Source organism: Ruminiclostridium papyrosolvens C7 (assembly GCF_000421965.1).
Taxonomy (GTDB): Bacteria; Bacillota; Clostridia; order Acetivibrionales; family DSM-1351; genus Ruminiclostridium; species Ruminiclostridium papyrosolvens_A.
The window spans coordinates 74,128-98,967 of record NZ_ATAY01000015.1 but is presented as its reverse complement, the minus strand read 5'-3'; the positions used below and the strand labels follow the sequence as shown (position 1 = coordinate 98,967).

The window sequence follows — 24,840 nt, the reverse complement described above, 5'->3', positions numbered from 1 at the left end:
TTAGCAGATACTAAATGTTACATTTAGTTCATAGTTTATTAAAAAAAATTGTGGATAATATAACATGTGTGTCATACAAAAAACATGCCTAAAAAAGTGTTATAATGCACGGAAACAATTTAGGGGGGAAAAAAATGATTGAAATTCAGAATTTGACCAAAAGTTATGGTCAGATAAAGGCTGTAGACGATATAAGTTTTACAGTTGAGAAAGGTGAAGTACTTGGTTTCCTAGGGCCTAACGGTGCCGGAAAATCAACTACCATGAATATCATTACCGGGTTTATACCTTCAACAGAAGGAACTGTGAAAGTTAACGGTTTTGATATTATGGAAAGTCCTGCGGAAGTAAAAAGAAGAATAGGCTATTTGCCTGAACTGCCACCATTGTATATGGATATGACAGTATCGGAATATCTGAGCTTTGCTGCAGATTTAAAAAATGTAAGCAAAAGACAGAAGAAGAGCCAGATGGCTGATATTATGGAATTGGTTAAGCTAACAGACGTTAGAGGCAGATTGATAAAAAATCTTTCAAAAGGATACAAGCAAAGAGTTGGCTTGGCTCAGGCACTTATGGGCAGTCCCGAGGTGCTTATTCTTGACGAACCTACAGTTGGTCTCGACCCAAAGCAGATAATAGAAATCAGAAAGCTGATAAAGGCTCTTGGAAAGCAGCATACCATAATACTGAGTTCACATATTCTGCCTGAAGTTAGTGCTGTTTGTGAAAGAGTTGTAATCATCAACAAGGGTAAAATAGCAGCGGTAGATACTCCTGAAAACCTTTCAAAGGGAATGGGTACTGTCAGCAAGCTTTCTGCTACAATCGCTGGGCCTAAGAGTTCAATCATTGGATTTATTCAGGGAATTTACGGAATCAAATATGTAGAACCCCATTTAGAAAAGGATAAGGATGTTGTTGAATACATCATCGAATCCGACAAGGAAATTGACGTAAGGCGTCCTCTTTTCTTTGCTATGGCTAAGGCAGGATATCCTATTATAGAGTTGAAATCACTTGATCTTACTCTTGAAGACATATTCCTGCAGATTACCACACAGGAAAAGGAGGTTATATAATCATGTTTTCTATATTCAAAAAAGAATTCAAATCATATTTTACTTCGGCTACGGCTTATGTAATGATGGGCATGTTTGTTTTGGTTTCTTCAATATTATTTTATATAAACCTTGTATCACAGACAGCAGACTTTAGTTTTAACCTAAACTATATGTCTATAATACTGATAATTATAATACCCATACTCACAATGAAGATATTGGCAGACGAAAGAAAGAGCGGCACGGAAGTAATGCTTATTACATCGCCTACCAGCTTGACAAATATTGTAGTTGGTAAATATCTTGCAGCTCTTAGTGTTTTTTTGATAATGACAGCTATTACGTTTATATATCCCATAATTCTTGCAGTTCTCGGAGAACCTGCAATGTCTGAAATTATCGGCGGATATATAGGATTTATACTTTTAGGTGCTTCATTCCTTGCATTTGGTTTATTTGCTTCATCATTAACCGAAAGCCAGATAATCGCTGCAATAGTAAGTGTAGTTGGTTTGGTACTTATGTGGCTGCTTCAGGGAATAGCTCCGGCACTTGGTGGAGTAACAGCTAAAGTATTAAACTGGTTCTCTCTGTTTTCAAGAACAGAAGATTTCTATGCCGGAATTCTTTCTCTTGCACCAATTGTGTACTACCTGAGTTTTTCGGCTATATTTGTATTTATTACAATCAGGATAATAGAAAAAAGACGTTGGAGTAAGGGGTGATAAAAGTGGGGAAATTGAAATTTATGAATAAAAGGTCTCTTAAATATGGGACAAATTCCATAGTTCTAATTGTTGTTGTTGTTGCAATAGCAATTGTTGTAAACCTGCTTGTTGGAATGGGTAATTTCAGAATGGATTTGACTGCTGAAAAATTATACAGCTTAAGTGACCAAAGTAAGGACATTGTAAAGAAAATCAAAAAAGATGTTACAATATACGGTTTATTTGATAATGCTACTATTCCAGGTGGTTCGGAATACAGAGAAATTACAAATCTTGTTAATGAATATAAGGGTTTGGGTGTAAAGGTTAAATACGTTGACCCTGATAAAGATCCGGGAACAATAACATCCCTTGACCCCCAAAAGACACTGGGACTTACAAAGGGCGATTTCGTTGTAAAATCAGGCAATAAGGTAAGAAGATTGGAGGCACAGGACCTTTACGGGCAGTCCGATCAACAGTACGGAAGAACTTACAGTGCAGAGCCTCTGATAACAGGAGCTATCAAGTTTGTTGCTTCTGATGTAACTCCTGTTGCATATTTTGTTGAAGGACATAATGAACTTTCATTGAAGGAAGATCTTACTCAGGTTTCAAAGATATTACAAAGTAATAACCTTGAAGTAAAGAGTCTTTCATTGCTTACAGAGAAAAGTGTTCCCGATGATTGCCATCTGTTGATATTTGTTTCTCCTCAAAAGGATTTGACTGACGAGGAAAAAATAAAGCTTGATGCATACGTTAAAAAGAACGGGAAGGTTATTTTCCTGTTTGACTCTTTAGAATCAAGTGATAAGTTAACTAACTTTGAAGATTCACTAAATTACTTTAACATAGGAATCAATTATGATAAGGTTAAGGAAAATGATTCAGACAAGCACTTGCCGAACGACGATTATGCACTTATCGCCGGTTTGGAAGAAAATGATATAAACAAGGCATTCTCAGGTGCAAATTATCCTGTATTTATGCCTGATTCAAGAAGTATCAGTATTTTAAAGAATCAAAAGGACTGGTTGACAAATACTCAACTTATCACAACGACAAATAAGGCTGAGTCTACGAACATAGTTGGCGGAAAAATAAACAAGGGACCGTTTAACTTAGCTGTAGCTGCTGAGATAAGCGGAGGAAGTAAAGTATTGGTATTCGGTAATAGTAAATTCCTTAGTGACAAAGCTTTAGCAAGTCAGTATGGAACTTACTTCCAGTACGGAACAAACTATTTCCTTACTACAGTAGTAAACTGGATGCAAGATAAAACCGACGAGCAGACTATTTCCAGCAAGGTGGTTACAACCAAGGCATTACCAGTAACAGAAAGCCAGACTAAGGTTCTTTCTATTGTACTAATTGGTGTGGTTCCACTGCTGATTCTTGGTTGCGGTTTGTTTGTTTGGTCCAGAAGGAGGCACTTGTAAAATATGAAGTTATATAGAAATGCAATTATATTGGTTGTAGTTCTGGGACTTCTGGTAGGAGCGTATTTTTTCATTAATAACAAAAAATCCGGAACTACCGATCCAGCCAGTCAAACTACCGAGACTGCCAAATCCATAAAGGTAATGGAAATTGATTCGCAAAAGATCAGTTCAATCGAGTATTCAAGCCCCCAAGGTGAGTTTTCCATAAAAAAGAAAGGCGATACTTGGGTAATGGACCCCGCATTTGAACTGGCATTGGATAAAAACACAGTAGACAATACTGTAAGCAGTCTGGCTGATGTGGAGGCAAACAAGGTTGTTGCTGAAAATTCTGATCGTTTATCAGATTTTGGGCTTGATAAACCGTCTGTGGTTAAAGTGGTGTTATCTGACGGAAGTTCAAAAGAACTTGAAGTTGGAGATAAATCGCCTACAGGAGAAGACGTTTACGTTAAAGTAAAAGGCCAACCAAAGATATATACTGTAGGCGGATATTATGAAGATATGATAAAAGTAAGCAGAGGACATTTTGCATCAAAACAAATACTTCCCGTAGAAGCAACTTCAATAAAGAAATTCGAATACAAAAAAGACACAAAGATGCAGTATTCTATAAATATTGAATCTGAGTCCGATATGAAAATAGTAGCTCCTATAGCGGAAGAAGCAGATACAACAAAGATCAGTCAGTTGGTACAGACAGTTGTACAGCTGGAAATTAAAGATATTGTTGAAGAAAAACCCTCAGATCTTGCTAAGTATGGTCTTGATAAACCTGCATATGAAGTTACTTATGGTAATAATACTACTACTAAGACAGTGCTGTTGGGTGATAAGGCTGGAGCTGGAGCGGAAGCAAGTAGTTCATCTTCCGAAGGGAATATTCTATATGCGAAGTTCCCTGATGCAAACATTGTATTCACTGTAGATGTTTCAAAATTAACATTCCTTGATGTTGGTTTAAAGGATGTAATAAGTCCGTTTGTTTATATACCAAACATAAACGATGTTAACAAGGTGGAATTAAGTATTGATGGTAAAACAACAGTTTCTGAAATAAAAACTGTTGAAGGCAAGAAGGAAGAGGACAAGTTCAAGGTTGATGGTAAAGATGCTAATATGAAGGACAGCAATGACAAATCACTTTTCAAAGCTTTTTATCAGGCAATGATAGGTATAACCTTTAACAAGTATCAGGCTGATCTTAAACCGCAAGGAACGCCGGAGATTACTATTAAATACTACATGAAATCGGATAATAAAGTAGTAACTGTTGACTTTATCCCTAAGGACAATAACTATTATTATGCAGTAAAAGATGGCGTCTATACAAACAGATTGGTTCTTAAAAACAAGTTTAATGAAGCAGAAGGAGTAAGGGACACTTTAAAAAAGCTTGAAGAGGCCATAGATAAAGTAAAATAAAATGTAATTTGCCAGGCAACTCCCACATAGAATTATATAAAAATCTATGTTGGGGGTTGCTTTTTTTGATAAAAGGAGAATTTTCTAATATACTCAAAGTTGCATTTTTATATATGGCAACAATAATAGGTGCAGGATTTGCATCAGGTCAGGAAATTATACAGTTCTTTTCAATTTATTATAAAGGAGGCTTTCTTGGCATAATTCTTGCAGGAGGACTCTTTTCGATAATAGGATATATAGTACTGAGCAAAGTTTATACTGAAAGAATAAGAAGCTACGATGAATTTCTATTTCCTATGATGGGCTATTTTTTGGGAAGGATAATGGAATTCATCGTAATGTTATTTATGGCCTGTATTATGAGTGTAATGACCGCCGGACTGGGTAACATTCTCATGGATATTACCGGTCTTGATTACAGAGTTTGTGTAATTATAGGGATTGCGGTGTGCCTGATTGCGATTTTAACCAATATAAATGGGATTGTGGTGCTAAGCTCATTTATATCTCCGGTGCTTATTGCAGGAATAGTGTTTGTAGGCTGCTATATACTTGTATCCAAGGATACATCCGTATTCAATATATCTAATAAATTCAGTGTTATAACAAACAACTGGGTATTTTCAGCTATACTATATGTCAGCTACAACACAATACTGTCAACGGTACTTCTGACAGGTATGCTACCATACCTGAAGTCAAAAAAAGTCAGTGCATGGGGAGGCGTGTTAGGGGGAGGAATGTTGGGAATCACTGCATTAATTCTTAATTCCGCCCTTTACTTTTTCTATCCTCACTCAATTACTTCGGAAATACCGGTATTAGGAATAATACAAAACAATAGTAAGGTATTATCGCAAATATACAGCGGAGTTTTAATACTGGCAATGTTCATATCAACAGTCACATCGGGATATTGTCTTGCAGACAGGATAAGCAAAAAAATGAAGCTTAATTACAAACTGGTAGCGGTAATACTATGTGTGATAACAATACCTTTGACTTCTCTTGGATTTTCCAATCTTATATCCACATTGTACCCTGTTTTTGGCTATTTAGGATTGTTTCTGATATTCGTAATAATATTTCAATATTTAAGGGGGATAATTACAAATAGATATTCGAGAGGCTAATTTGCTTTTTGAAAAAGGGAAACTGGATAAAATCCTATTGATGTGCTAAAATTTAGTTATAAGCTTATAACTAAAGATGAAGTACGAGGTGAAATATATTTGAACACTAATCCAAACCCTGAGTCCAACGTCGTAAAATTTAAAAAATCGGGTATTGTCAGTGTAATATCATTTCTATTACTTTTAGCTGCCATTTCTGTAACTGCTTTTATTGTTTATTTAAAAAGCTCAGGCTACGACTTTTCAACAATGAGTGTAAAAGATGCGGTAACCTTCCTGAAAGAAAAATCAAATAACAAAAATACATCGTCAACTGAGATTACATTCTCTCAGGATGGAAGCGTTGATTGTAAATTGTATGCCAATTATACAGTAATACTATCTCAAGACGGTATCAAGTGGTATGACCGGAAAGGCAAACTTCTTCAAGAAAATGCACTGACGTTAGCAAGACCGGTACTGCGTAGTTCAGAGAAATATATGGTAGTAGCTGATATATCAGGCAGGGACATATTCTTTTACAAGGGCAAAAAGCAGCTTTGGTCAAAAAAGCTTGATAATCAGATAATTAACTTAGATGTCAGTGATGATGGTTATTGTACGGTTGTTACACAGTCAAAGGAATTTAAATCTGCTGTTCAGGTTATAGATATAAATGGTTTGGAGAAGTATACAAAACTATGTGCGGAGGATATTGTAGTATCTGCAAAATCTATTCATGACGGTGATGACGTATTTATAAACAAATTAACTACAGATAGTGTTAAAACCGGAACCATACTGGAATTCAACAACATATATGACGAAAAGCCTTTTGCATCAGTATACATCGCGGATACGATTATTCCCTTAGTGTTTGAGCAAGGTGAAAATGTAGTAGCGGTTGGACAAAATGTAATTCTTTATTTGGACAAGCAGGGGAAGGAAGTTTGGAGAAAAAGCGCTGAATCCATTTTCTGTGTTGTGCCGAAGATTGAAAAGTACATAGTTGTTGCGGGCAAATTTGCAAGTGAAGGTGGAACTGCGGGACAACAGATTGTTGTTTTGGACAAAAAGGGGAATACTCTATACAGCTTCGAGCAACCGGAGAATATAATCGGAATGGATATCTATGGGGGCAGGCTATTACTTCGTACTCAGAGAAGTGTTTATCTGTACAGTATAAAAGGTAAAAAACTGGGACAGTACTCTGCACGAAATGAATTGAAGGATGCTTACCTTGTAGGGGATAACGAGGTCATTATAGTTTCAGGAGGTTCAATAGAAACCGTAAAGATAGATGACAGTAAGACTTAATATACTAAGGAAGGAAACAGTATGAACTGGGCAGATTTCACAGTCTTGATCATTATAGCCATATTTACTTTTATTGGATTGAAAAATGGTTTTCTTTATTCAGTATTCAGACTATTGTCATACATTCTGTCTGTTATTTTTGCAGTCAAATTTTATCCTGTGCTTTCAGGGATACTTCAGAAGACAGTCATATTCGACAGTGTAAAAATGTCAGTAATAAGAGGGTTGATGAAGCAACAGGGACAAGCCATATCCAACGCCAAGGAGACTGCGGCCCAGTCAGTAGTTGAGGGATTGAAACTGCCGGGCTTTTTAAAAGATTCCATTTTAGAACACATACAAAAAAGTAATATACTTGACTTTTCAGGTATAATAAATGCTGTTGGTTCTGAAATAGCTTCACTTGTAATGAATGTATTAAGTTTAATAATAATATACGCTCTTATAAGGTTCGGGCTTGTATTTGCAAAGGTTATAATAAAAACTATCGCCAGAGTACCTGTATTCCGTCAGCTTGATAAAACGGGAGGAATAGTGCTGGGTGCGGTAGAGGGAATACTTGCGGTTTATATAATCTGTGCAGTTCTTGTACTGTTCAGTGCATTCCCTAAATTCAGTTCATCTATAGACGAAATAGAAAAATCTTTGTTTGCCGGTCATTTTTATGAAAATAATTTCATTGTTAGCTGGATATCACCGGATCATATTGATCAGAATTAATGTTTTTTATTTAATACACTATTCTAGTTAATGTTTTTTATCTAATCCACGCCATCTTATAGACACACTTCCATTTAAATAGTAGAATGATGTTACCTTAAAAAACAGTTTCTTACAATTTATAATATAGCTAATACGCAGTCTTGGAATTTTTCCGGCTGTTTTTTGTATATTTATGCATATTAAGTAATAATATTCAGGATTTAATAAAAATATAGGATTGCTGCAGAGAAGAGGAGGCTTTGATATGAGAAGCGATGTAGTAAAAAAAGGCATAGAAAAAGCACCCCATAGATCACTATTCAAGGCTATGGGCTATACAGACGAAGAACTGGAAAGGCCGCTAATAGGAGTTGCAAACTCAAAAAGTGAAATAATACCGGGACATATACATCTGGATAAAATAACAGAAGCGGTAAAAGCCGGAATCAGAATGGCTGGCGGAACACCGATAGAATTTGGTGCAATAGGCGTATGCGATGGTATAGCCATGGGACATACAGGAATGAAATACTCACTTGCAACCAGAGAACTAATCGCTGACTCATGCGAGGCAATGGGAAAGGCACACAGCTTTGACGGAATGGTTTTCATCCCCAACTGTGATAAGATTGTACCCGGAATGCTGATGGCTGCAGCAAGAGTAAATATCCCGGCTATAGTTATTAGCGGTGGACCGATGATTTCCCTTAACAGGGACGGAAAGCAGCTTGATCTTAACAGTATGTTTGAAGCTGTTGGTTCATATAAAGCAGGTACAATGACAAAGGAAGAAGTGGATGAGATTGAAAACCATGCATGTCCCGGGTGCGGTTCATGCTCTGGAATGTTTACGGCAAACTCCATGAACTGCCTTACAGAAGTGCTGGGAATGGGACTTACCGGAAACGGAACTATACCTGCTGTATATGCAGAACGTATAAGACTGGCAAAGTATGCAGGGATGAAAATCATGGAACTGGTTGAAAAAGACATTAAGCCTTCCGACATACTCACAAATGAAGCTTTTGAAAATGCATTAACAGTGGATATGGCCCTTGGCTGTTCAACAAACTCAGTACTTCATCTTCCTGCTATTGCAAATGAAATAGGAATAGAGATTAATCTGGATATTATCAACGAAATCAGCTCTAGGACACCGAATCTGTGCAAATTAGCTCCTGCAGGGAAATACCATATACAGGATTTATACAATGCAGGCGGTGTTCAGGCTGTGATGAACGAGCTGGCTAAAAAAGATCTACTTCATCTGGACTTGATAACTGCCACAGGTAAAACAGTAAGAGAAAATATTCAGAATGCAAAAGTAAAGGATCATGAAATAGTAAAAAGCATAGATGCACCATACAGTACTACCGGGGGAATAGCCGTACTAAGAGGCAATATTGCACCTGACGGAGCGGTTGTCAAAAAATCGGCTGTAGCTGAAGCAATGTTGGTTCATACAGGACCTGCAAGAGTATTTGACAGCGAGGACGACGCAATTACGGCTATATATAACGGACAAATAAACAAAGGGGACGTTGTAATAATCCGCTATGAAGGCCCAAAGGGCGGCCCCGGTATGAGAGAAATGCTGGGACCTACGTCCGCAATTGCGGGAATGGGATTGGACAGTGACGTTGCACTTATCACAGACGGTAGGTTCTCCGGTGCATCCAGAGGAGCTTCAATCGGACATGTATCACCGGAGGCAATGGAAGGTGGCCCCATAGCACTTGTTAGGGAAGGTGATATAGTGGACATTGATATACCTGCAGGCCGTATGAACATTCAGGTATCTGATAAAGAGATGGCAAAGCGTAAAGAGTCATGGAAGGCTCCGCAGCCTAAGATAACCACAGGATATCTTGGCAGATATGCCAGACTGGTTACATCTGCAAGTACAGGGGCAGTACTCAAATAACAATATTAAAATCAATTATGAAATAAAAGGGGAGAGTGATGTGTGAATGAAACTGTCAGGTGCTGACGTTATTATAGAATGTTTAAAAGAGCAGGGCGTTGATACGGTTTTTGGATATCCGGGAGGTCAGGCAATAATAATTTATGATGCCTTGTACAGGGCAAGAAATGAAATACGGCACATACTTACCTCTCATGAACAAGGGGCATCACATGCGGCGGACGGCTATGCCAGGGCAACCGGCAAAGTAGGTGTGTGTATAGCAACGTCAGGGCCTGGTGCAACAAACCTTGTAACAGGTATTGCAACAGCATATATGGATTCCGTCCCAATGGTTGCAATAACAGGACAGGTGCCGACTGCACTTTTGGGAAAAGACTCCTTTCAGGAAGTAGATATTACCGGGATAACAATGCCCGTAACCAAGCACAATTTTATAGTAAAGGATGTTGCACAGCTCGCACAGACCATCAGAAAGGCCTTTGCCATTGCAAAAGAAGGCAGACCGGGGCCTGTATTGGTGGATGTATGTAAAGACGTTACGGCGGCGGAAGTGGAGTATACGCCCCAAAAGCCTGATAAGGACGATTATCAATCAACAAAACTGACTGAAATAACCTCAGATGATCTGGACCGGGCGATTCAAGCCATAAACGAAGCAAAAAGGCCTTTATTACTCTCTGGAGCAGGGGTCGGTATAGCCGGTGCAGAAAGTGAAATATTAGAGCTGGCAGAAACAGCATCAATTCCCGTATGCACATCACTTATGGGAATGGGGACATTCCCCGGGACACATCCTCTATACACCGGTATGGTGGGCATGCACGGCACAAAGGCTTCCAACTATGCCGTACATAGCTGTGATTTGCTTATTGTTGCCGGGTCTCGATTCAGCGACAGAATTGTAAGCAATATAAATACATTTGCACCTGAAGCAAGGATAATGCATATAGATGTTGATCCGGCTGAAGTCAGTAAAAATGTGAGAGCAGACTTTCCACTCGTTGGTGACATAAAGAAAATACTAAAAACGTTGCTAAAAGACTTAGTTTATAAAAAAGATACTGATTGGATGAAAAAAGTATTGGAATGGAAGGAAATCTATCCTTTAAAATATGAAAGTTCAGACACGGTAATTAAGCCACAATATATTATAGAAAGAATATGCGAACTTACTGAAGGTGATGCATTAATAACAACAGAGGTAGGACAGCACCAGATGTGGGCGGCTCAGTATTTTAAATATAATCGGTTCAGACAGTTTATATCCTCAGGTGGCCTGGGAACAATGGGGTATGGGCTTGGAGCCTGTATTGGGGCACAGCTAGCGAGACCTGATAAAAAGGTTATAAATATTGCCGGCGACGGAAGCTTTAGAATGAACTGCAGTGAACTTGCCACAGCAGTTGAGTATAAACTTCCGATAATAATCGCACTTTTTAACAATAAGGCACTTGGAATGGTTCGCCAGTGGCAGGAATTATTTTTCGGGGGAAGATTCAGTCAGACATCAATCGACAGAGGGACAGATTTTGCAGCACTGGCGGAAGCCTTTGGGGCAAAAGGTATAAACGTTAATCATCCGGCTCAGGTAGATGAAGCTATTACATCAGCTTTATCTGAAACCTGCCGTCCGGTACTGCTAAATTTTGAAATTGACAAGGACGACAAAGTATTTCCCATAGTTCCGCCGGGAGCCGGGTTAAATGAAGTGGTTGACTGTTAACATTACATTACAAATAATAAAAAGGGTGGCATATCAGCCACCCTTTCATTTATAGATTAACAGCTTATCTACCAAAAAGTCTGTTAAAAATCCTTTTGATCAAAGGCTGTTTATTAATATTTGTATTTTTAGCAGAACTTTCTGCACTTTTAATACCGACTGTTCCAACTTTGCTATTTGACGAAGCACTTGCAGAGTGCCTGATATCATGTGAATTTAACCCCGGTGAAGTCGGAGAAACATGCCTTGAAACCGAGCGAATAGGCGGTTTTGAACTCTTAACGGGAGCAACTGGTGTCCTAGTCGGCCTCTTGTCAGAAGGTATTGAATTAACCTTATTAATTCTTTCGGACCTTGGCTCAGAGGAAAGTGATTTCCCGGTTGGCTTTCCCTTGGCACCGGGACGTTTGGAATAATCCGACTTTGTAGGAGATATTCTCTCAGAATCTTTGTTGTGTACGTTTTTCTTTTTAATATTAGTTGAGTCTGAGGAAGGTGAACGAGGTGCTTTCTCCTTCAAGGAATTGGTTTTTATCCATTCATCTGCCTCCTCCAGTGCCTTATTAAAGGTATCCTCATTCGGCAACTCCTCCTCCTGTATCAAAGCCCCAATATGTTCTTCAATCTCATATAAACTAATTATGTCATCACCCGTTACAAGTGAAAAAGCACGACCATCATGTCCCGCTCTGCCTGTACGTCCAATTCTATGGACATAGTTATCCTTATCATTGGGGACGTCGTAGTTTATTACCAACGACAGACCTTCAATATGGATACCCCTTGCAGCAACATCTGTTGCCACCAGCAGATGAAACTTTCCCTGTTTGAATTGTTGTATGGTATTCAGTCGCTTGCTCTGCGGGATATCACCGTGAAGTGCCTGAGAAGAATAGCCCTTTTTGGTGAGGAAGCTCTGAACTCTGTCAACAGCCGCTTTGGTATTACAGAAAATCATGCAGCTTTCCGGCTTTTCCACTATAAGCAGACGGTTCAACTGAGTATTCTTTTCATTATAATTAACCCTGTAATACACCTGATGAATAGTATCCACAGTTTTAGTCTGTGATTCGATTTCTATAGTAGTGGGATTTTGCATATATTTGCTGCAGATATTATGTATTTCAGGAGGCATGGTAGCAGAAAACAAAAGGGTTATCCTCTCTTTGGGCAATGTTTTTATAATCCTTACGACCTGATCCAGAAAGCCCATGTCAAGCATTCTGTCTGCTTCATCAAGCACCAGAAAACGAATATTTTTTGTGACCAGTGAACCATGACTTATATGATCAAACACACGTCCCGGTGTTCCCGTAACAATTGATACACCCTTTTTAAGAATTTGAGTTTCTACACTAATATTATGTTGACCGTACACTGCAGTAGTTTTATGTTTGAGATATTTTGCCATTTTGTGAATGTCGCTGTCCACCTGTACCGCCAGTTCTCTTGCCGGAGTTAAAATAAGTCCCAGTGGACCTTCCGCCTCAGGATCAGTCATATGTAGCATTGATACACCGAAAACTGCAGTTTTCCCGCTGCCTGTCTTGGACATAACAATCAAGTCTTCATTATTAAGAATATGCGGAATTGCTTTACTCTGGACTTCAGTGGGAGTTTTAAAGCCCATGTCGTCAATAGCTTTTAAAATAGGGGCAGAGATGCCCAATTCATTAAATGTTTTGTTCATTGTAATCTTCTTTCGTTAAAATTATATTGTTAATTATAACATTTAGTTAATGGTTGTTCTATACTAAGGGGAAAACAGGTTGTATATAAAAACACTGCTTGACTTTTTAATATATATATGTTAAATTTAATATTGCTCCTGTGTAAGTCTTTTTTTTTATGTCAAAAATGATTAAAAAACATACATGGAGAAAATACAATTTGAGCGGCTGGAGGTGTTATTGATGAGAGTTAAGATTACGCTCGCATGTACTGATTGTAAGCAGAGAAATTATTCTAACATGAAGAATAAGAAGAATGACCCTGATAGACTTGAACTTAAAAAATATTGCAAATTCTGTCACAAGCACACTGTTCACAAGGAAACAAAATAGTTTTGTGTAAAAGGGTGGCAATGTTTAATTATACGTATTTTGTGTCAACAATTACGGTATAACTGCCAATTATATTTAAATATTATTATTGGGAAGTGATTAAAATGGCTGAAAACGAGGTTAAAAAAGTATCTCGGTTAAAGAAGAGTGGCCAAGGAATTGCAAAGTTGTATAGAGAAATCAAGGCTGAGCTGAAGAAAGTTATTTGGCCAAATAGAACTCAGCTTATAAACAATACCGCGACAGTACTTATTTTCTGCCTGATTGTTGGCGCGATAATATGGGTTGCTGATTTCGGATTTACGAAGCTCGCTGAGATTGTATTTACGAGGTAATTGGTTTACAAGAATTAGAGGGAGGACATGGGGCTCTTGTTGGATGGGCCTGTTTTTGATATGTCTGAAGAAACTAAGTGGTATGTTGTTCACACCTATTCAGGGTATGAAAACAAAGTTAAAGCAAATCTTGAAAAGATAGTTGAAAACAGAAGTATGCAGGATTACATCGTTGACATTGTTGTTCCGATGGAAGAGCAGATTGAGATCAAGGACGGCAAGAAAAAAGCTACTCTGAAGAAAGTATTTCCTGGGTATGTTCTTGTCAAAATGATTATGTCGGACGAGTCTTGGTATATCGTTAGAAATACCAGAGGGGTTACCGGCTTTGTAGGACCTGGATCGAAACCAGTACCTTTGTCTGATGATGAAGTTAAGGCAATGGGAGTTGAAGAATTTGCTCCGGAAGTAGATTACGAAGTTAATGATAATGTCAGAGTTACATCCGGACCTCTTGAAAACTTTATCGGGATTGTCGAAGAGATTAATCTTGAGAAAAAGAAGGTTAGAGTTTCTGTATCAATGTTTGGCAGAGAGACTCCTGTTGAACTTGAATTGACACAGATTCAGAAAATTTAGGCCATAAGGCAGATGAGACAGTCAAACTGTTTTATCATTTTAATAAATCAAAATAAGCAATTGGTAAGAAATTTGGGAGGTGGAATTAATGGCAAAGAAAATTGCAGGTTACGTAAAACTTCAAATTCCTGCGGGGAAGGCAACTCCGGCTCCACCGGTTGGACCAGCATTAGGACAGCATGGCGTTAACATTATGGGTTTTTGTAAGGAATTTAACGAGAGAACAGCAAAAGATGCAGGACTTATTATTCCTGTTGTAATAACAGTATACGCTGATAGATCGTTTTCCTTCATAACAAAGACTCCTCCGGCGGCTGTTCTACTGAAAAAGGCGTGCAAAATTGAGAGCGGCTCTGGTAAGCCAAACAAGGATAAAGTTGCGAAGATAACAATGGATGAAGTCCGTAAAATAGCTGAGCAGAAAATGCCTGATTTAAATGCGGCAAGTGTTGATGCAGCAGCAAGAATGATTGCTGGTACAGCCCGCAGTATGGGTATCGTAGTAGTTGAATAATTTTCAGGCGATGTACGAAAGTGCAAAGACTGCTCGTAATGCAGTTTTGACAATTCGTGGGAGGAAACTTTAAGTTTCCGACAATAATTAACCACTTAAGGAGTGTGACAAATGTTTAGAGGAAAGAAGTATCAAGAAAGCTCAAAACTTATTGATAGATTAAAGCTTTATGAACCTTCAGAGGCTCTTGAACTTACTCAGAAAACTGCTAAAGCAAAGTTTGATGAGACAATCGAAGTTCATGTTAAGCTTGGTGTTGACTCCAGACATGCAGACCAACAGGTTAGAGGTGCGGTAGTACTTCCTCACGGAACTGGTAAAAAGGTTAGAGTGTTGGTATTTGCAAAAGGAGATAAAGCAAAGGAAGCAGAACAAGCCGGAGCTGATTTTGTTGGTGCAGAAGAATTAGTATCAAAAATTCAGAATGAGAACTGGTTTGAATATGATGTAGTTGTAGCAACTCCCGACATGATGGGTGTTGTTGGTAGATTAGGTAAGGTGTTGGGTCCTAAGGGTCTTATGCCTAACCCAAAAGCAGGTACTGTATCAATGGACGTAGCAAGAGCTATTGCCGATATTAAAGCCGGTAAGATTGAGTACAGACTTGACAAAACAAATATAATTCACTGCCCTATCGGAAAAGCATCATTTGGTAATGAGAAGCTTATGGATAATTTCCGAACTCTTCTTGGAGCAATTATAAAGGCTAAGCCAGCTGCTGCAAAGGGTCAGTATTTAAAGAGTGTTGTTGTTACTTCAACAATGGGACCTGGTATAAAAATCAATCCATTGAGAGTTGAATAATACTTAGTAAAAAAAGGTACTTTACAAATAGCTTGTTTAGTATTATTATATTATAGTAAATTGAATATTGTGCCATAGACAGTAGGTGCTCAGGGGATTCTATACCGCAAGCATAATTGATTGGAAATCATCCTACCGAGGTTTTATTAATAACGAATTAATTACCCTTTGTATGTCTATGCACAAACAAAGGGTTTTTTATTTATATTTTATATAAATAATCTGCTATTAAACAAAAGGAGGTGGATGTTTTGCCTAGTAACAAGATTCTTGAACAGAAGAAACAAGTTGTAACAGATTTAACTGAAAAGATAAAGTCTGCGCAATCAATTGTACTTGCTGATTATAGAGGATTAACTGTTGAACAGGATACAGAACTCAGAAACGCTCTTAGAAAAGCCGGAGTTGAATACAAGGTAGTTAAAAATACATTAACAAGCCTTGCAATGAAGGAAAGCGGAATTGAGTTGGATGACTTTTTAACAGGACCAACAGCGATGGCTATCAGTTCATCTGATGCTGTAGCACCTGCAAAGGTTCTTTCAGAGTTTGCAAAGAAATTTGATAAGCTCGAACTTAAAGTAGGTGTTGTTGAAGGTAAGGTTATAGATCTTGAAGGTGTTAAGGCTCTTGCTGAATTACCATCACGTGAGGTACTTATTGCAAAGGTTTTGGGTGGCTTCAATGCTCCTATATCCGGTTTTGTAAATGTATTGAACGGCAATATGAGAGGTTTGGTTGTAGCATTGAATGCTATTGCTGAACAAAAAGCAAATGCTTAATTTTATGTAAGAAGCTTTAAATATTAAAAAACTATTAAAAACAAAAATTATTTGGAGGTATTATACAATGGCTAGCGAAAAGGTTTTAAAGTTAATTGAAGATGTAAAGAATTTGACAGTATTAGAATTATCAGAACTTGTAAAGGCTCTTGAAGAAGAATTCGGAGTATCAGCAGCAGCTCCTGTAGCAGTTGCAGCAGCACCAGTAGCAGGTGGAGCAGCTCCTGCAGCTGAAGAAAAGACTGAATTCAACGTTATATTGAAGGACGTTGGAGCAGACAAAATCAAGGTTATCAAAGTTGTTAGAGAAGCAACTGGTCTTGGTTTGAAAGAAGCTAAGGATCTCGTTGATGGCGCACCTAAGACTATCAAAGAGAACGTTTCTAAGGACGAAGCAGCTTCAATCGAAGCTAAGTTCAAGGAAGTTGGAGCAACTGTTGAAATTAAGTAATTTCAACTCAATAAAAAAAGAGGCACTCAGTGAGCGCCTCTTTTTTTTAAATCTAAGTTAAATTAAATTAGTTTAAGTTAAATATATGCAATATGTAGAAAAACAAAATAAAAAAACGCCTTATTTAATGCGTTTTTATGATTGACAAGCTATACATGCTATGATATAATTATACACTGCATTAAAATTCTATTATCATTTCCGAGTCGAAGAATTCGTACTTGATGTACATAATTATAGCATATACGAATAAACAAGACAATAATTGTTAATAATATTTTAATGTTTGCTATGGGTTTATTATATGTAGGTTTTAGAAATATATACGGAATGAGAAGTACCTGAAAAAATTGCTAAACCATGCCCTAATAAATCTTTATTTAGTTATTAGTTGTAACTGCAGTTAATTTGATTTACGATTTTACATAATATAATTCTAATTATGTGAAATTTTAAAATATTCCTAATAAAGTCATAAGTTTATGAGGTGATATAAATATGGTACAACCCGTAAAATTGGGTAGAAACACCAGGATGAGTTATTCCAAAATGCGAGAAGTACTGGAAATGCCAAATCTGATAGAGGTTCAAAAGAACTCATATCAATGGTTTTTGGATGAAGGGCTTCGTGAAGTTTTCAGAGATATTTCCCCGATAACAGATTATACTGGAAACTTGATATTGGATTTTGTGGATTATTCGCTTGATGATACGCCAAAGTATAGTGTCGAAGAATGTAAGGAAAGGGACACTACATACTCAGCCCCCCTCAAGGCGAAGGTAAGATTAATTAACAAGGAATCTGGAGAAGTAAAAGAGCAGGAAATCTTTATGGGTGATTTTCCTCTTATGACAGACACAGGAACCTTTATAATTAATGGTGCAGAGCGTGTAATTGTCAGCCAGTTGGTAAGATCACCTGGTATTTACTATTCAATGAAGTTTGACCGTGTTGGTAAAAAGCTGTACTCAAACACAGTTATTCCTAACAGGGGAGCATGGCTTGAATACGAAACAGACTCAAACGACATACTTTCAGTCAGAATAGACAGGACAAGAAAATTGCCTTTAACTGTACTGCTCAGAGCATTAGGGTACGGTACTGACTTTGAAATTACGCAATTGTTGGGTGAAGATGAAAGACTTCTCGCAACAATACAAAAGGATAATGCGAAAACTACAGAAGAAGGCTTACTTGAAATATACAAGAGATTAAGACCTGGAGAACCGCCTACAGTTGACAGCGCAAGGTCTCTGCTTAACAGTTTGTTTTTTGATCCAAAGAGATATGATCTTGCTAAATTTGGTAGGTTTAAGTTTAATAAAAAGTTGGCAATATCAAATCTGATCAGCGGGCAAGTTGCAGCAGAAAATATCGTATCAGCTGAGACGGGTGAGATATTAGTAACCGAAGGTGAATTAATTGAAAGAGAAAAGGCTGTAGAAGTTCAGAACTCAGGTGTAAACATAGTGTACCTGTCCGTTGAAGGTAAATCTATAAAAGTCATCGGAAACAATACTGTAGATATACGTGCCTTTGTTGATTTCGATGTATCTGATATAGGTATAACCGAAAGAGTACAGTACGCCGTGCTAAAGGAAATTCTTGAAAATACAAGCGGTGAAGAGCAGATAAAGAAAGCTCTTAAAGAGAGAATTAACGACTTGATTCCAAAGCATATCACAGTTGAAGATATAATTTCATCGATAAATTATATTATTAATCTTGATTACGGAATCGGTTCTATAGACGATATTGACCACTTGGGTAACAGAAGACTCCGTTCAGTGGGAGAGTTGCTTCAGAATCAGTTCAGAATAGGTCTCTCAAGAATGGAAAGAGTTGTAAGAGAGAGAATGACTATACAAGATATTGATATAGTTACTCCTCAGGCATTAATAAATATAAGACCGGTTGCAGCTGCTATAAAAGAATTCTTTGGAAGCAGCCAGCTGTCACAGTTTATGGACCAGACAAATCCTCTTGCTGAATTAACACACAAGAGAAGGCTCAGTGCCCTAGGACCTGGTGGTTTGAGCAGAGAGAGAGCCGGCTTCGAAGTCCGTGACGTTCATCACTCTCACTATGGCCGTATGTGTCCTATTGAGACACCTGAAGGCCCGAACATCGGTTTGATAGGTTCATTGAGTACTTATGCAAGAGTAAATGAGTACGGATTTATAGAAGCACCATACAGAAAAGTAGATAAGAAAAACAGAAGAGTTACGAATGAAATAGTATACCTTACAGCTGATGTAGAAGACCCCTTCGTTGTGGCTCAGGCAACAGAACCGCTGGACGATGATGGTACTTTTGTTTCAAGTAAGGTAGTAGCTCGGTATAGACATGAAATATTAGAAGTTGAGAGCAATAAAATTGACTTCATGGACGTTTCGCCAAAGCAGATGGTATCTGTTGCTACAGCGATGATTCCGTTCCTTGAGAACGATGATGCCAACCGTGCGCTAATGGGTTCCAACATGCAGCGTCAGGCCGTACCGTTGATCAAGGCTGATTCGCCTATTGTAGGTACAGGTATTGAGTACAAGGCGGCAAGAGATTCAGGAGTTTGTGTTATTGCAAAAAATGCAGGTGTGATAGACAAAGTATCTGCCAGCGAAATAGTTATTAAGACTAACAGCGGGCAAAAAGATACCTACAAGCTGCTTAAATATATGCGTTCAAACCAAGGAACCTGTTTGAATCAAAGGCCTATTGTAAGAAAAGGCGAGATAATAGAAAAAGGTGAAATTATTGCTGACGGGCCGTCAACAAATAATGGGGAAATAGCTCTTGGAAGAAATATTCTCATAGGATTTATGACATGGGAAGGTTACAACTACGAGGATGCTATTCTTATAAATGAAAAACTGGTTAAAGAGGATGTTTATACATCAATACACATAGAGGAATACGAAGCGGAGTCAAGAGACACTAAGCTCGGACCTGAAGAAATTACAAGAGATATTCCAAATGTCGGAGAAGAAGCACTTAAAGACCTTGATGACAGAGGAATTATCAGAATAGGTGCTGAGGTTCGTGCAGGAGATATCCTTGTTGGTAAAGTTACTCCAAAAGGAGAAACAGAGCTTACAGCAGAAGAACGTTTGCTCAGAGCAATATTTGGAGAAAAGGCGAGAGAAGTTCGTGATACATCCCTGAGAGTACCTCATGGAGAATCCGGTATTATTGTCGACGTCAAGGTGTTTACTCGTGAGAATGGCGATGAATTGCCACCTGGAGTAAATCAGCTTGTGAGATGCTATATCGCTCAGAAGAGAAAGATTTCCGTTGGTGATAAGATGGCGGGAAGACACGGTAATAAGGGTGTTATTTCAAGAATACTTCCTGAAGAAGATATGCCGTTCTTGCCGGATGGTACACCACTGGAGATAGTTTTGAATCCTCTCGGCGTTCCATCACGTATGAACATCGGTCAGGTGCTTGAAGTGCATTTAGGATTTGCAGCAAAAGCATTGGGCTGGAAAATTGCAACTCCTGTATTTGACGGAGCAACAGAGGAAGACATCAGGGATACTCTTATTCAAGCAGGGAAAGACCCTGATGGAAAGACAGTACTTTATGATGGAAGAACAGGTGACCCGTTTGACAACAGGGTAACCGTTGGATATATGTACTACCTCAAACTGGCTCACTTGGTTGATGATAAGATACATGCACGTTCTACCGGACCATACTCACTTGTAACACAGCAGCCACTTGGTGGTAAGGCACAGTTTGGCGGTCAGAGATTCGGAGAAATGGAAGTTTGGGCTCTTGAAGCATACGGAGCTGCTTATACATTGCAGGAAATACTTACAGTTAAGTCTGACGACGTTGTAGGTAGAGTTAAGACATACGAATCCATAGTTAAGGGCGAGAACGTTCCTGAACCTGGAATTCCTGAGTCCTTCAAGGTTCTTATAAAAGAACTTCAGAGTTTGGCACTTGATGTTAAGGTATATTCTGAAGAACAGGAAGAAATTGCTATAAAAGAGTATGTTGAAGATGATCTTGAAGAATTGAATGTTAACATCGAAGGCAGAGAAGACGAAGTAGTTCTGACAAATGATTTTGACAACGAATTGAGAGACGATGTTCTTGAAGAAGAGCTGGAAATTGATGATCTGGATATTGGGTCAATCAGTACCGGTGATAATCTTGAAGAAGAATTGACTGAAGAATTATTTGCTGATGATGATCTAAGCGATGACTTTGAAGACGACGAAGATTTTTAAGGAAGGGAGATAAGCTATGTTTGAACTGAACAATTTTGATTCTATAAAAATAGGATTAGCTTCTCCGGAAAAGGTCAGAGAATGGTCAAAAGGTGAAGTAAAAAAGCCTGAAACTATAAATTACAGAACTTTGAAGCCTGAAAGAGACGGTTTGTTCTGCGAAAGGATTTTCGGTCCTCAAAAGGACTGGGAATGTCATTGCGGTAAATACAAAAGAATTAGATACAAGGGTATAGTTTGTGACCGTTGTGGTGTTGAAGTTACAAGGTCAAAGGTAAGAAGAGAAAGAATGGGACATATCGAGCTTGCTGCTCCTGTATCCCATATCTGGTACTTCAAGGGAATACCAAGCAGAATGGGCTTGATTCTTGATATGTCTCCAAGATCCCTTGAAAAGATACTGTATTTTGCATCATATGTTGTTATTGACCCGGGTCAGACACCATTGTCCAAAAAACAGGTTTTGACAGAAAAGGAATACAGAGACAGTGTTGACAAGTTTGGAATGAATTTCAGAGCTGCTATGGGAGCTGAAGCTATTAAGGAATTGCTTGTTGAGATTGATCTTGAGAGCCTTTCCAAGGAGTTAAGAGCTGAGCTGACTGAATCTACAGGACAAAAGAGAATCAGAGCGGTTAAAAGACTTGAGGTTGTTGAGGCTTTCAGACTCTCAGGTAACCGTCCTGAATGGATGATCCTTGATGTAGTTCCGGTAATTCCACCTGAACTCAGACCAATGGTTCAGTTGGATGGAGGAAGATTTGCAACATCTGACTTGAATGACCTGTACAGAAGGGTTATAAATAGAAATAACAGATTGAAAAGACTCCTTGACTTAGGAGCTCCTGACATAATTGTAAGAAATGAAAAACGTATGCTTCAGGAAGCAGTAGATGCATTGATAGACAATGGCAGAAGAGGACGTCCTGTAACAGGACCTGGAAACAGACCTCTTAAATCACTATCGGATATGCTTAAAGGTAAGCAGGGCCGTTTCCGTCAGAACCTTTTGGGTAAGCGTGTTGACTACTCAGGACGTTCAGTTATCGTTGTAGGCCCTGACTTGAAGATATTCCAGTGTGGTCTGCCAAAAGAGATGGCTTTGGAATTGTTCAAGCCGTTCGTTATGAAGAAACTTGTTAATGATGGCTTGGCACATAATATAAAAAGTGCAAAGAGAATGGTTGAAAGAGTAAGAAATGAAGTATGGGACGTTCTTGAAGAAGTAATAAAAGAACATCCTGTGTTACTCAACCGTGCTCCTACACTTCACAGACTCGGTATACAGGCATTTGAACCTGTACTGGTTGAAGGAAGAGCGTTAAAGCTTCATCCATTGGTATGTTCAGCCTACAATGCCGACTTTGACGGTGACCAGATGGCGGTTCACGTTCCTTTGTCAGCAGAAGCTCAATCAGAGGCAAGATTCCTAATGTTGTCAGCTAATAACCTGCTGGCACCTAAGGACGGTAAACCTATTACCGTACCAACACAGGATATGGTCTTGGGTAGCTATTATCTGACAATAGAAAAGCCAAATGAGCCCGGCGACGGAAAAGTATTCTGTGATATGAACGAAGTTCTTATGGCGTATCAGGAAGGCGTGCTTGGCCTTCATGCTCAGATTAAGGTCAGAGTAGAAAAAGAGATAAACGGTGTAAAAATGAGAAAAGTCATCAGCTGTACACCGGGTAGACTTATTTTTAATGAAGCTATTCCGCAGGATCTTGGTTTTGTAGACAGAAGTGACGAAAGCAAGTTGTTTGACTTGGAAATCAATTTCCTTGTAGGTAAAAAAGAACTTGGAAAAATTATTGACAAATGTATAAGGGTGCATGGAACTACCAAAACAGCCGTTATACTTGATAAAATAAAAGCATTAGGCTTTAAGTACTCCACAAAAGGTGCTATCACAATCAGCGTATCCGATATGGTAATACCTGAGATAAAGAAGCAGTATCTGCAGGAGACTGAAAATACTATTGATAATATAGTTAAGCAGTTTAAGAGAGGACTTATTTCAGATGAAGAAAGATATAACTCTGTAATAAGTGCTTGGACTGAGACAGGTGAAAATATCACAAAGGCTCTTATTGATAACCTTGACAGATTCAATCCTGTGTACATGATGTCACAGTCAGGAGCGAGAGGTAATATCAATCAGATTAAGCAGCTGGCGGGTATGAGAGGTCTGATGGCCGATACATCCGGTAAGACCATTGAGATACCGATTAAGTCAAACTTCCGTGAAGGTCTTAATGTTTTGGAATTCTTTATTTCAACTCATGGAGCCAGAAAAGGTTTGGCCGATACTGCACTTAGAACCGCTGACTCAGGTTACCTAACAAGACGTCTTGTTGACGTAAGTCAGGATGTTATCGTAAGAGAGCTTGATTGCGGTACTGACAAGGGTATTGAAGTTTACGATATCAAGGACGGCGGAGAAATAATTGAACCGTTATCCGAGAGACTTGTAGGAAGATATTTAACTGAAGATATGTATGACCCTAATACAAAAGAATTAATAGCATCTAAAGATGAGGCTATCGATGAGAAGAAAGCTTCCACAATAGCTAATTCCGGAGTTAAGAAGGTTAGAATAAGATCAGTACTTACTTGTCACTCAGAGGTTGGAATATGTGCCAAGTGTTATGGTGCTAACCTTGCAACCGGAGATGCTGTAAATGTTGGTGAGGCAGTTGGTATAATAGCTGCACAGTCAATCGGTGAACCGGGTACACAGCTGACAATGAGAACCTTCCATACCGGTGGTGTTGCCGGTGATGACATTACACAGGGTCTCCCTCGTGTAGAAGAATTGTTTGAAGCCAGAAAGCCAAAGGGACTTGCGATTATATCTGAAATAGCCGGTAGTGTTAAGCTTTCAGAATCCAAGAAGAAGAGAGAAGTAATTATTACTTCTGAAGACGGTGAATCTAAATCCTACCAGATACCTTATGGTTCAAGAATCAAGGTATATGACGGAGATATTGTTGAAGCCGGAGATGAATTGACCGAGGGTTCCGTAAATCCTCATGATATCCTAAAAATCAAGGGCATCAAGGGCGTTCAGGCTTATCTTCTTCAGGAAGTTCAGAGAGTTTACAGAATGCAGGGTGTTGACATCAACGATAAGCATATTGAAGTAATTGTAAGACAGATGATGAGAAAAGTTAAGATTGAAGATTCAGGAGATACCAGCTTACTCCCAGGAGGACTTGTTGATATATTCGAGTTTGAGAAAGAAAATCAAAAAGCTCTCGACGCAGGAGTAAGCCCCGCCACAGGTGAGCGTACTCTGCTGGGTATTACAAAGGCTTCACTTGCTACCGATTCATTCTTGTCTGCCGCTTCTTTTCAGGAAACCACAAGGGTTCTTACAGAAGCTGCAATTAAGGGTAAGATTGATCCTCTTGTAGGATTAAAGGAAAATGTTATCATAGGTAAGCTTATACCTGCAGGTACTGGTATGAGCCGTTACAAAGATATAAGTATTAGCAGTGTAGTTGAATAAGTTTCTGAAGCATCAGTGTACTTTAACTCAAGTTAACTGATGCTTCATTTTATTACATAAAAGTTCAGAAAAGCTAGTGCATGTTAATTCATCACATTACAATTTAAAATTAATATATTAAGAAAATAAAAGTG

Annotated in this window: 19 protein-coding genes and 1 other annotated feature; of the genes, 18 read left to right on the top strand and 1 reads right to left on the bottom strand. The window is 38.5% G+C overall.

Annotated elements, in window-relative coordinates:
- The first annotated feature begins 134 nt into the window (after positions 1–134).
- The 9 genes from L323_RS24305 (at position 135) to ilvB (ending at position 11,425) form a co-directional block, all read left to right on the top strand.
- Complete coding sequence (locus L323_RS24305) at positions 135–1,082, top strand: ABC transporter ATP-binding protein (RefSeq protein ID WP_020814247.1); 948 nt, start codon at positions 135–137, stop codon at positions 1,080–1,082.
- A gap of 2 nt (positions 1,083–1,084) precedes the next feature.
- The gene (locus L323_RS24300) at positions 1,085–1,789 is read left to right on the top strand and encodes an ABC transporter permease (RefSeq protein WP_020814246.1); all 705 of its coding nucleotides are present in this window, start codon (positions 1,085–1,087) and stop codon (positions 1,787–1,789) included.
- A 5-nt stretch (positions 1,790–1,794) separates the two neighbouring features.
- Complete coding sequence (locus L323_RS24295) at positions 1,795–3,213, top strand: GldG family protein (protein ID WP_242835231.1); 1,419 nt, start codon at positions 1,795–1,797, stop codon at positions 3,211–3,213.
- A 3-nt stretch (positions 3,214–3,216) separates the two neighbouring features.
- Positions 3,217–4,641 (top strand): DUF4340 domain-containing protein, encoded by a 1,425-nt coding sequence (locus tag L323_RS24290; RefSeq protein ID WP_020814244.1) that lies wholly within the window; start codon positions 3,217–3,219, stop codon positions 4,639–4,641.
- 65 nt (positions 4,642–4,706) lie between these two features.
- The gene (locus tag L323_RS24285) at positions 4,707–5,777 is read left to right on the top strand and encodes a YkvI family membrane protein (RefSeq protein WP_020814243.1); all 1,071 of its coding nucleotides are present in this window, start codon (positions 4,707–4,709) and stop codon (positions 5,775–5,777) included.
- Positions 5,778–5,876: 99 nt separating this feature from the next.
- A complete protein-coding gene (locus tag L323_RS24280; RefSeq protein ID WP_020814242.1) occupies positions 5,877–7,073 on the top strand; it encodes a DUF5711 family protein in 1,197 nt (398 codons plus the stop codon).
- A gap of 21 nt (positions 7,074–7,094) precedes the next feature.
- The gene (locus L323_RS24275; protein WP_020814241.1) at positions 7,095–7,793 is read left to right on the top strand and encodes a CvpA family protein; all 699 of its coding nucleotides are present in this window, start codon (positions 7,095–7,097) and stop codon (positions 7,791–7,793) included.
- A gap of 247 nt (positions 7,794–8,040) precedes the next feature.
- A complete protein-coding gene (ilvD, locus tag L323_RS24270; RefSeq protein ID WP_020814240.1) occupies positions 8,041–9,699 on the top strand; it encodes a dihydroxy-acid dehydratase in 1,659 nt (552 codons plus the stop codon).
- Positions 9,700–9,745: 46 nt separating this feature from the next.
- Positions 9,746–11,425 (top strand): biosynthetic-type acetolactate synthase large subunit, encoded by a 1,680-nt coding sequence (gene ilvB, locus L323_RS24265; RefSeq protein ID WP_020814239.1) that lies wholly within the window; start codon positions 9,746–9,748, stop codon positions 11,423–11,425.
- 64 nt (positions 11,426–11,489) lie between these two features.
- On the opposite strand, the gene L323_RS24260 is transcribed toward ilvB, so the two are convergent.
- Complete coding sequence (locus L323_RS24260) at positions 11,490–13,115, bottom strand: DEAD/DEAH box helicase (RefSeq protein ID WP_020814238.1); 1,626 nt, start codon at positions 13,113–13,115, stop codon at positions 11,490–11,492.
- Between the two features lie 223 nt (positions 13,116–13,338).
- Between L323_RS24260 and rpmG the strand changes: the two genes are divergently transcribed.
- The 9 genes from rpmG to rpoC all read left to right on the top strand — a co-directional run bounded on the left by rpmG (position 13,339) and on the right by rpoC (position 24,706).
- A complete protein-coding gene (gene rpmG / locus L323_RS24255) occupies positions 13,339–13,488 on the top strand; it encodes a 50S ribosomal protein L33 (protein ID WP_004619830.1) in 150 nt (49 codons plus the stop codon).
- A 104-nt stretch (positions 13,489–13,592) separates the two neighbouring features.
- On the top strand, positions 13,593–13,823 hold the full coding sequence (gene secE / locus L323_RS24250) for a preprotein translocase subunit SecE (protein WP_020814237.1): 231 nt from the start codon (positions 13,593–13,595) through the stop codon (positions 13,821–13,823).
- 27 nt (positions 13,824–13,850) lie between these two features.
- Positions 13,851–14,402 (top strand): transcription termination/antitermination protein NusG, encoded by a 552-nt coding sequence (nusG, locus tag L323_RS24245; RefSeq protein WP_014312022.1) that lies wholly within the window; start codon positions 13,851–13,853, stop codon positions 14,400–14,402.
- Between the two features lie 88 nt (positions 14,403–14,490).
- Complete coding sequence (gene rplK, locus L323_RS24240; protein ID WP_004619833.1) at positions 14,491–14,916, top strand: 50S ribosomal protein L11; 426 nt, start codon at positions 14,491–14,493, stop codon at positions 14,914–14,916.
- A gap of 111 nt (positions 14,917–15,027) precedes the next feature.
- Positions 15,028–15,720 carry a 50S ribosomal protein L1 gene (rplA, locus tag L323_RS24235; protein WP_014312023.1) on the top strand — a complete coding sequence of 231 codons (693 nt, stop codon included), beginning with the start codon at positions 15,028–15,030 and terminating at the stop codon, positions 15,718–15,720.
- Positions 15,721–15,774: 54 nt separating this feature from the next.
- Positions 15,775–15,930 (top strand) — a sequence feature (ribosomal protein L10 leader region).
- 41 nt (positions 15,931–15,971) lie between these two features.
- The gene (gene rplJ, locus L323_RS24230; protein ID WP_014312024.1) at positions 15,972–16,502 is read left to right on the top strand and encodes a 50S ribosomal protein L10; all 531 of its coding nucleotides are present in this window, start codon (positions 15,972–15,974) and stop codon (positions 16,500–16,502) included.
- A gap of 67 nt (positions 16,503–16,569) precedes the next feature.
- A complete protein-coding gene (gene rplL / locus L323_RS24225; protein WP_020814236.1) occupies positions 16,570–16,953 on the top strand; it encodes a 50S ribosomal protein L7/L12 in 384 nt (127 codons plus the stop codon).
- Positions 16,954–17,451: 498 nt separating this feature from the next.
- Positions 17,452–21,192 carry a DNA-directed RNA polymerase subunit beta gene (rpoB, locus tag L323_RS24220; protein ID WP_020814235.1) on the top strand — a complete coding sequence of 1,247 codons (3,741 nt, stop codon included), beginning with the start codon at positions 17,452–17,454 and terminating at the stop codon, positions 21,190–21,192.
- Between the two features lie 16 nt (positions 21,193–21,208).
- Entirely contained in the window at positions 21,209–24,706 is a 3,498-nt protein-coding gene (gene rpoC, locus L323_RS24215; protein WP_020814234.1) for a DNA-directed RNA polymerase subunit beta', read from the top strand.
- Positions 24,707–24,840: the final 134 nt, after the last annotated feature.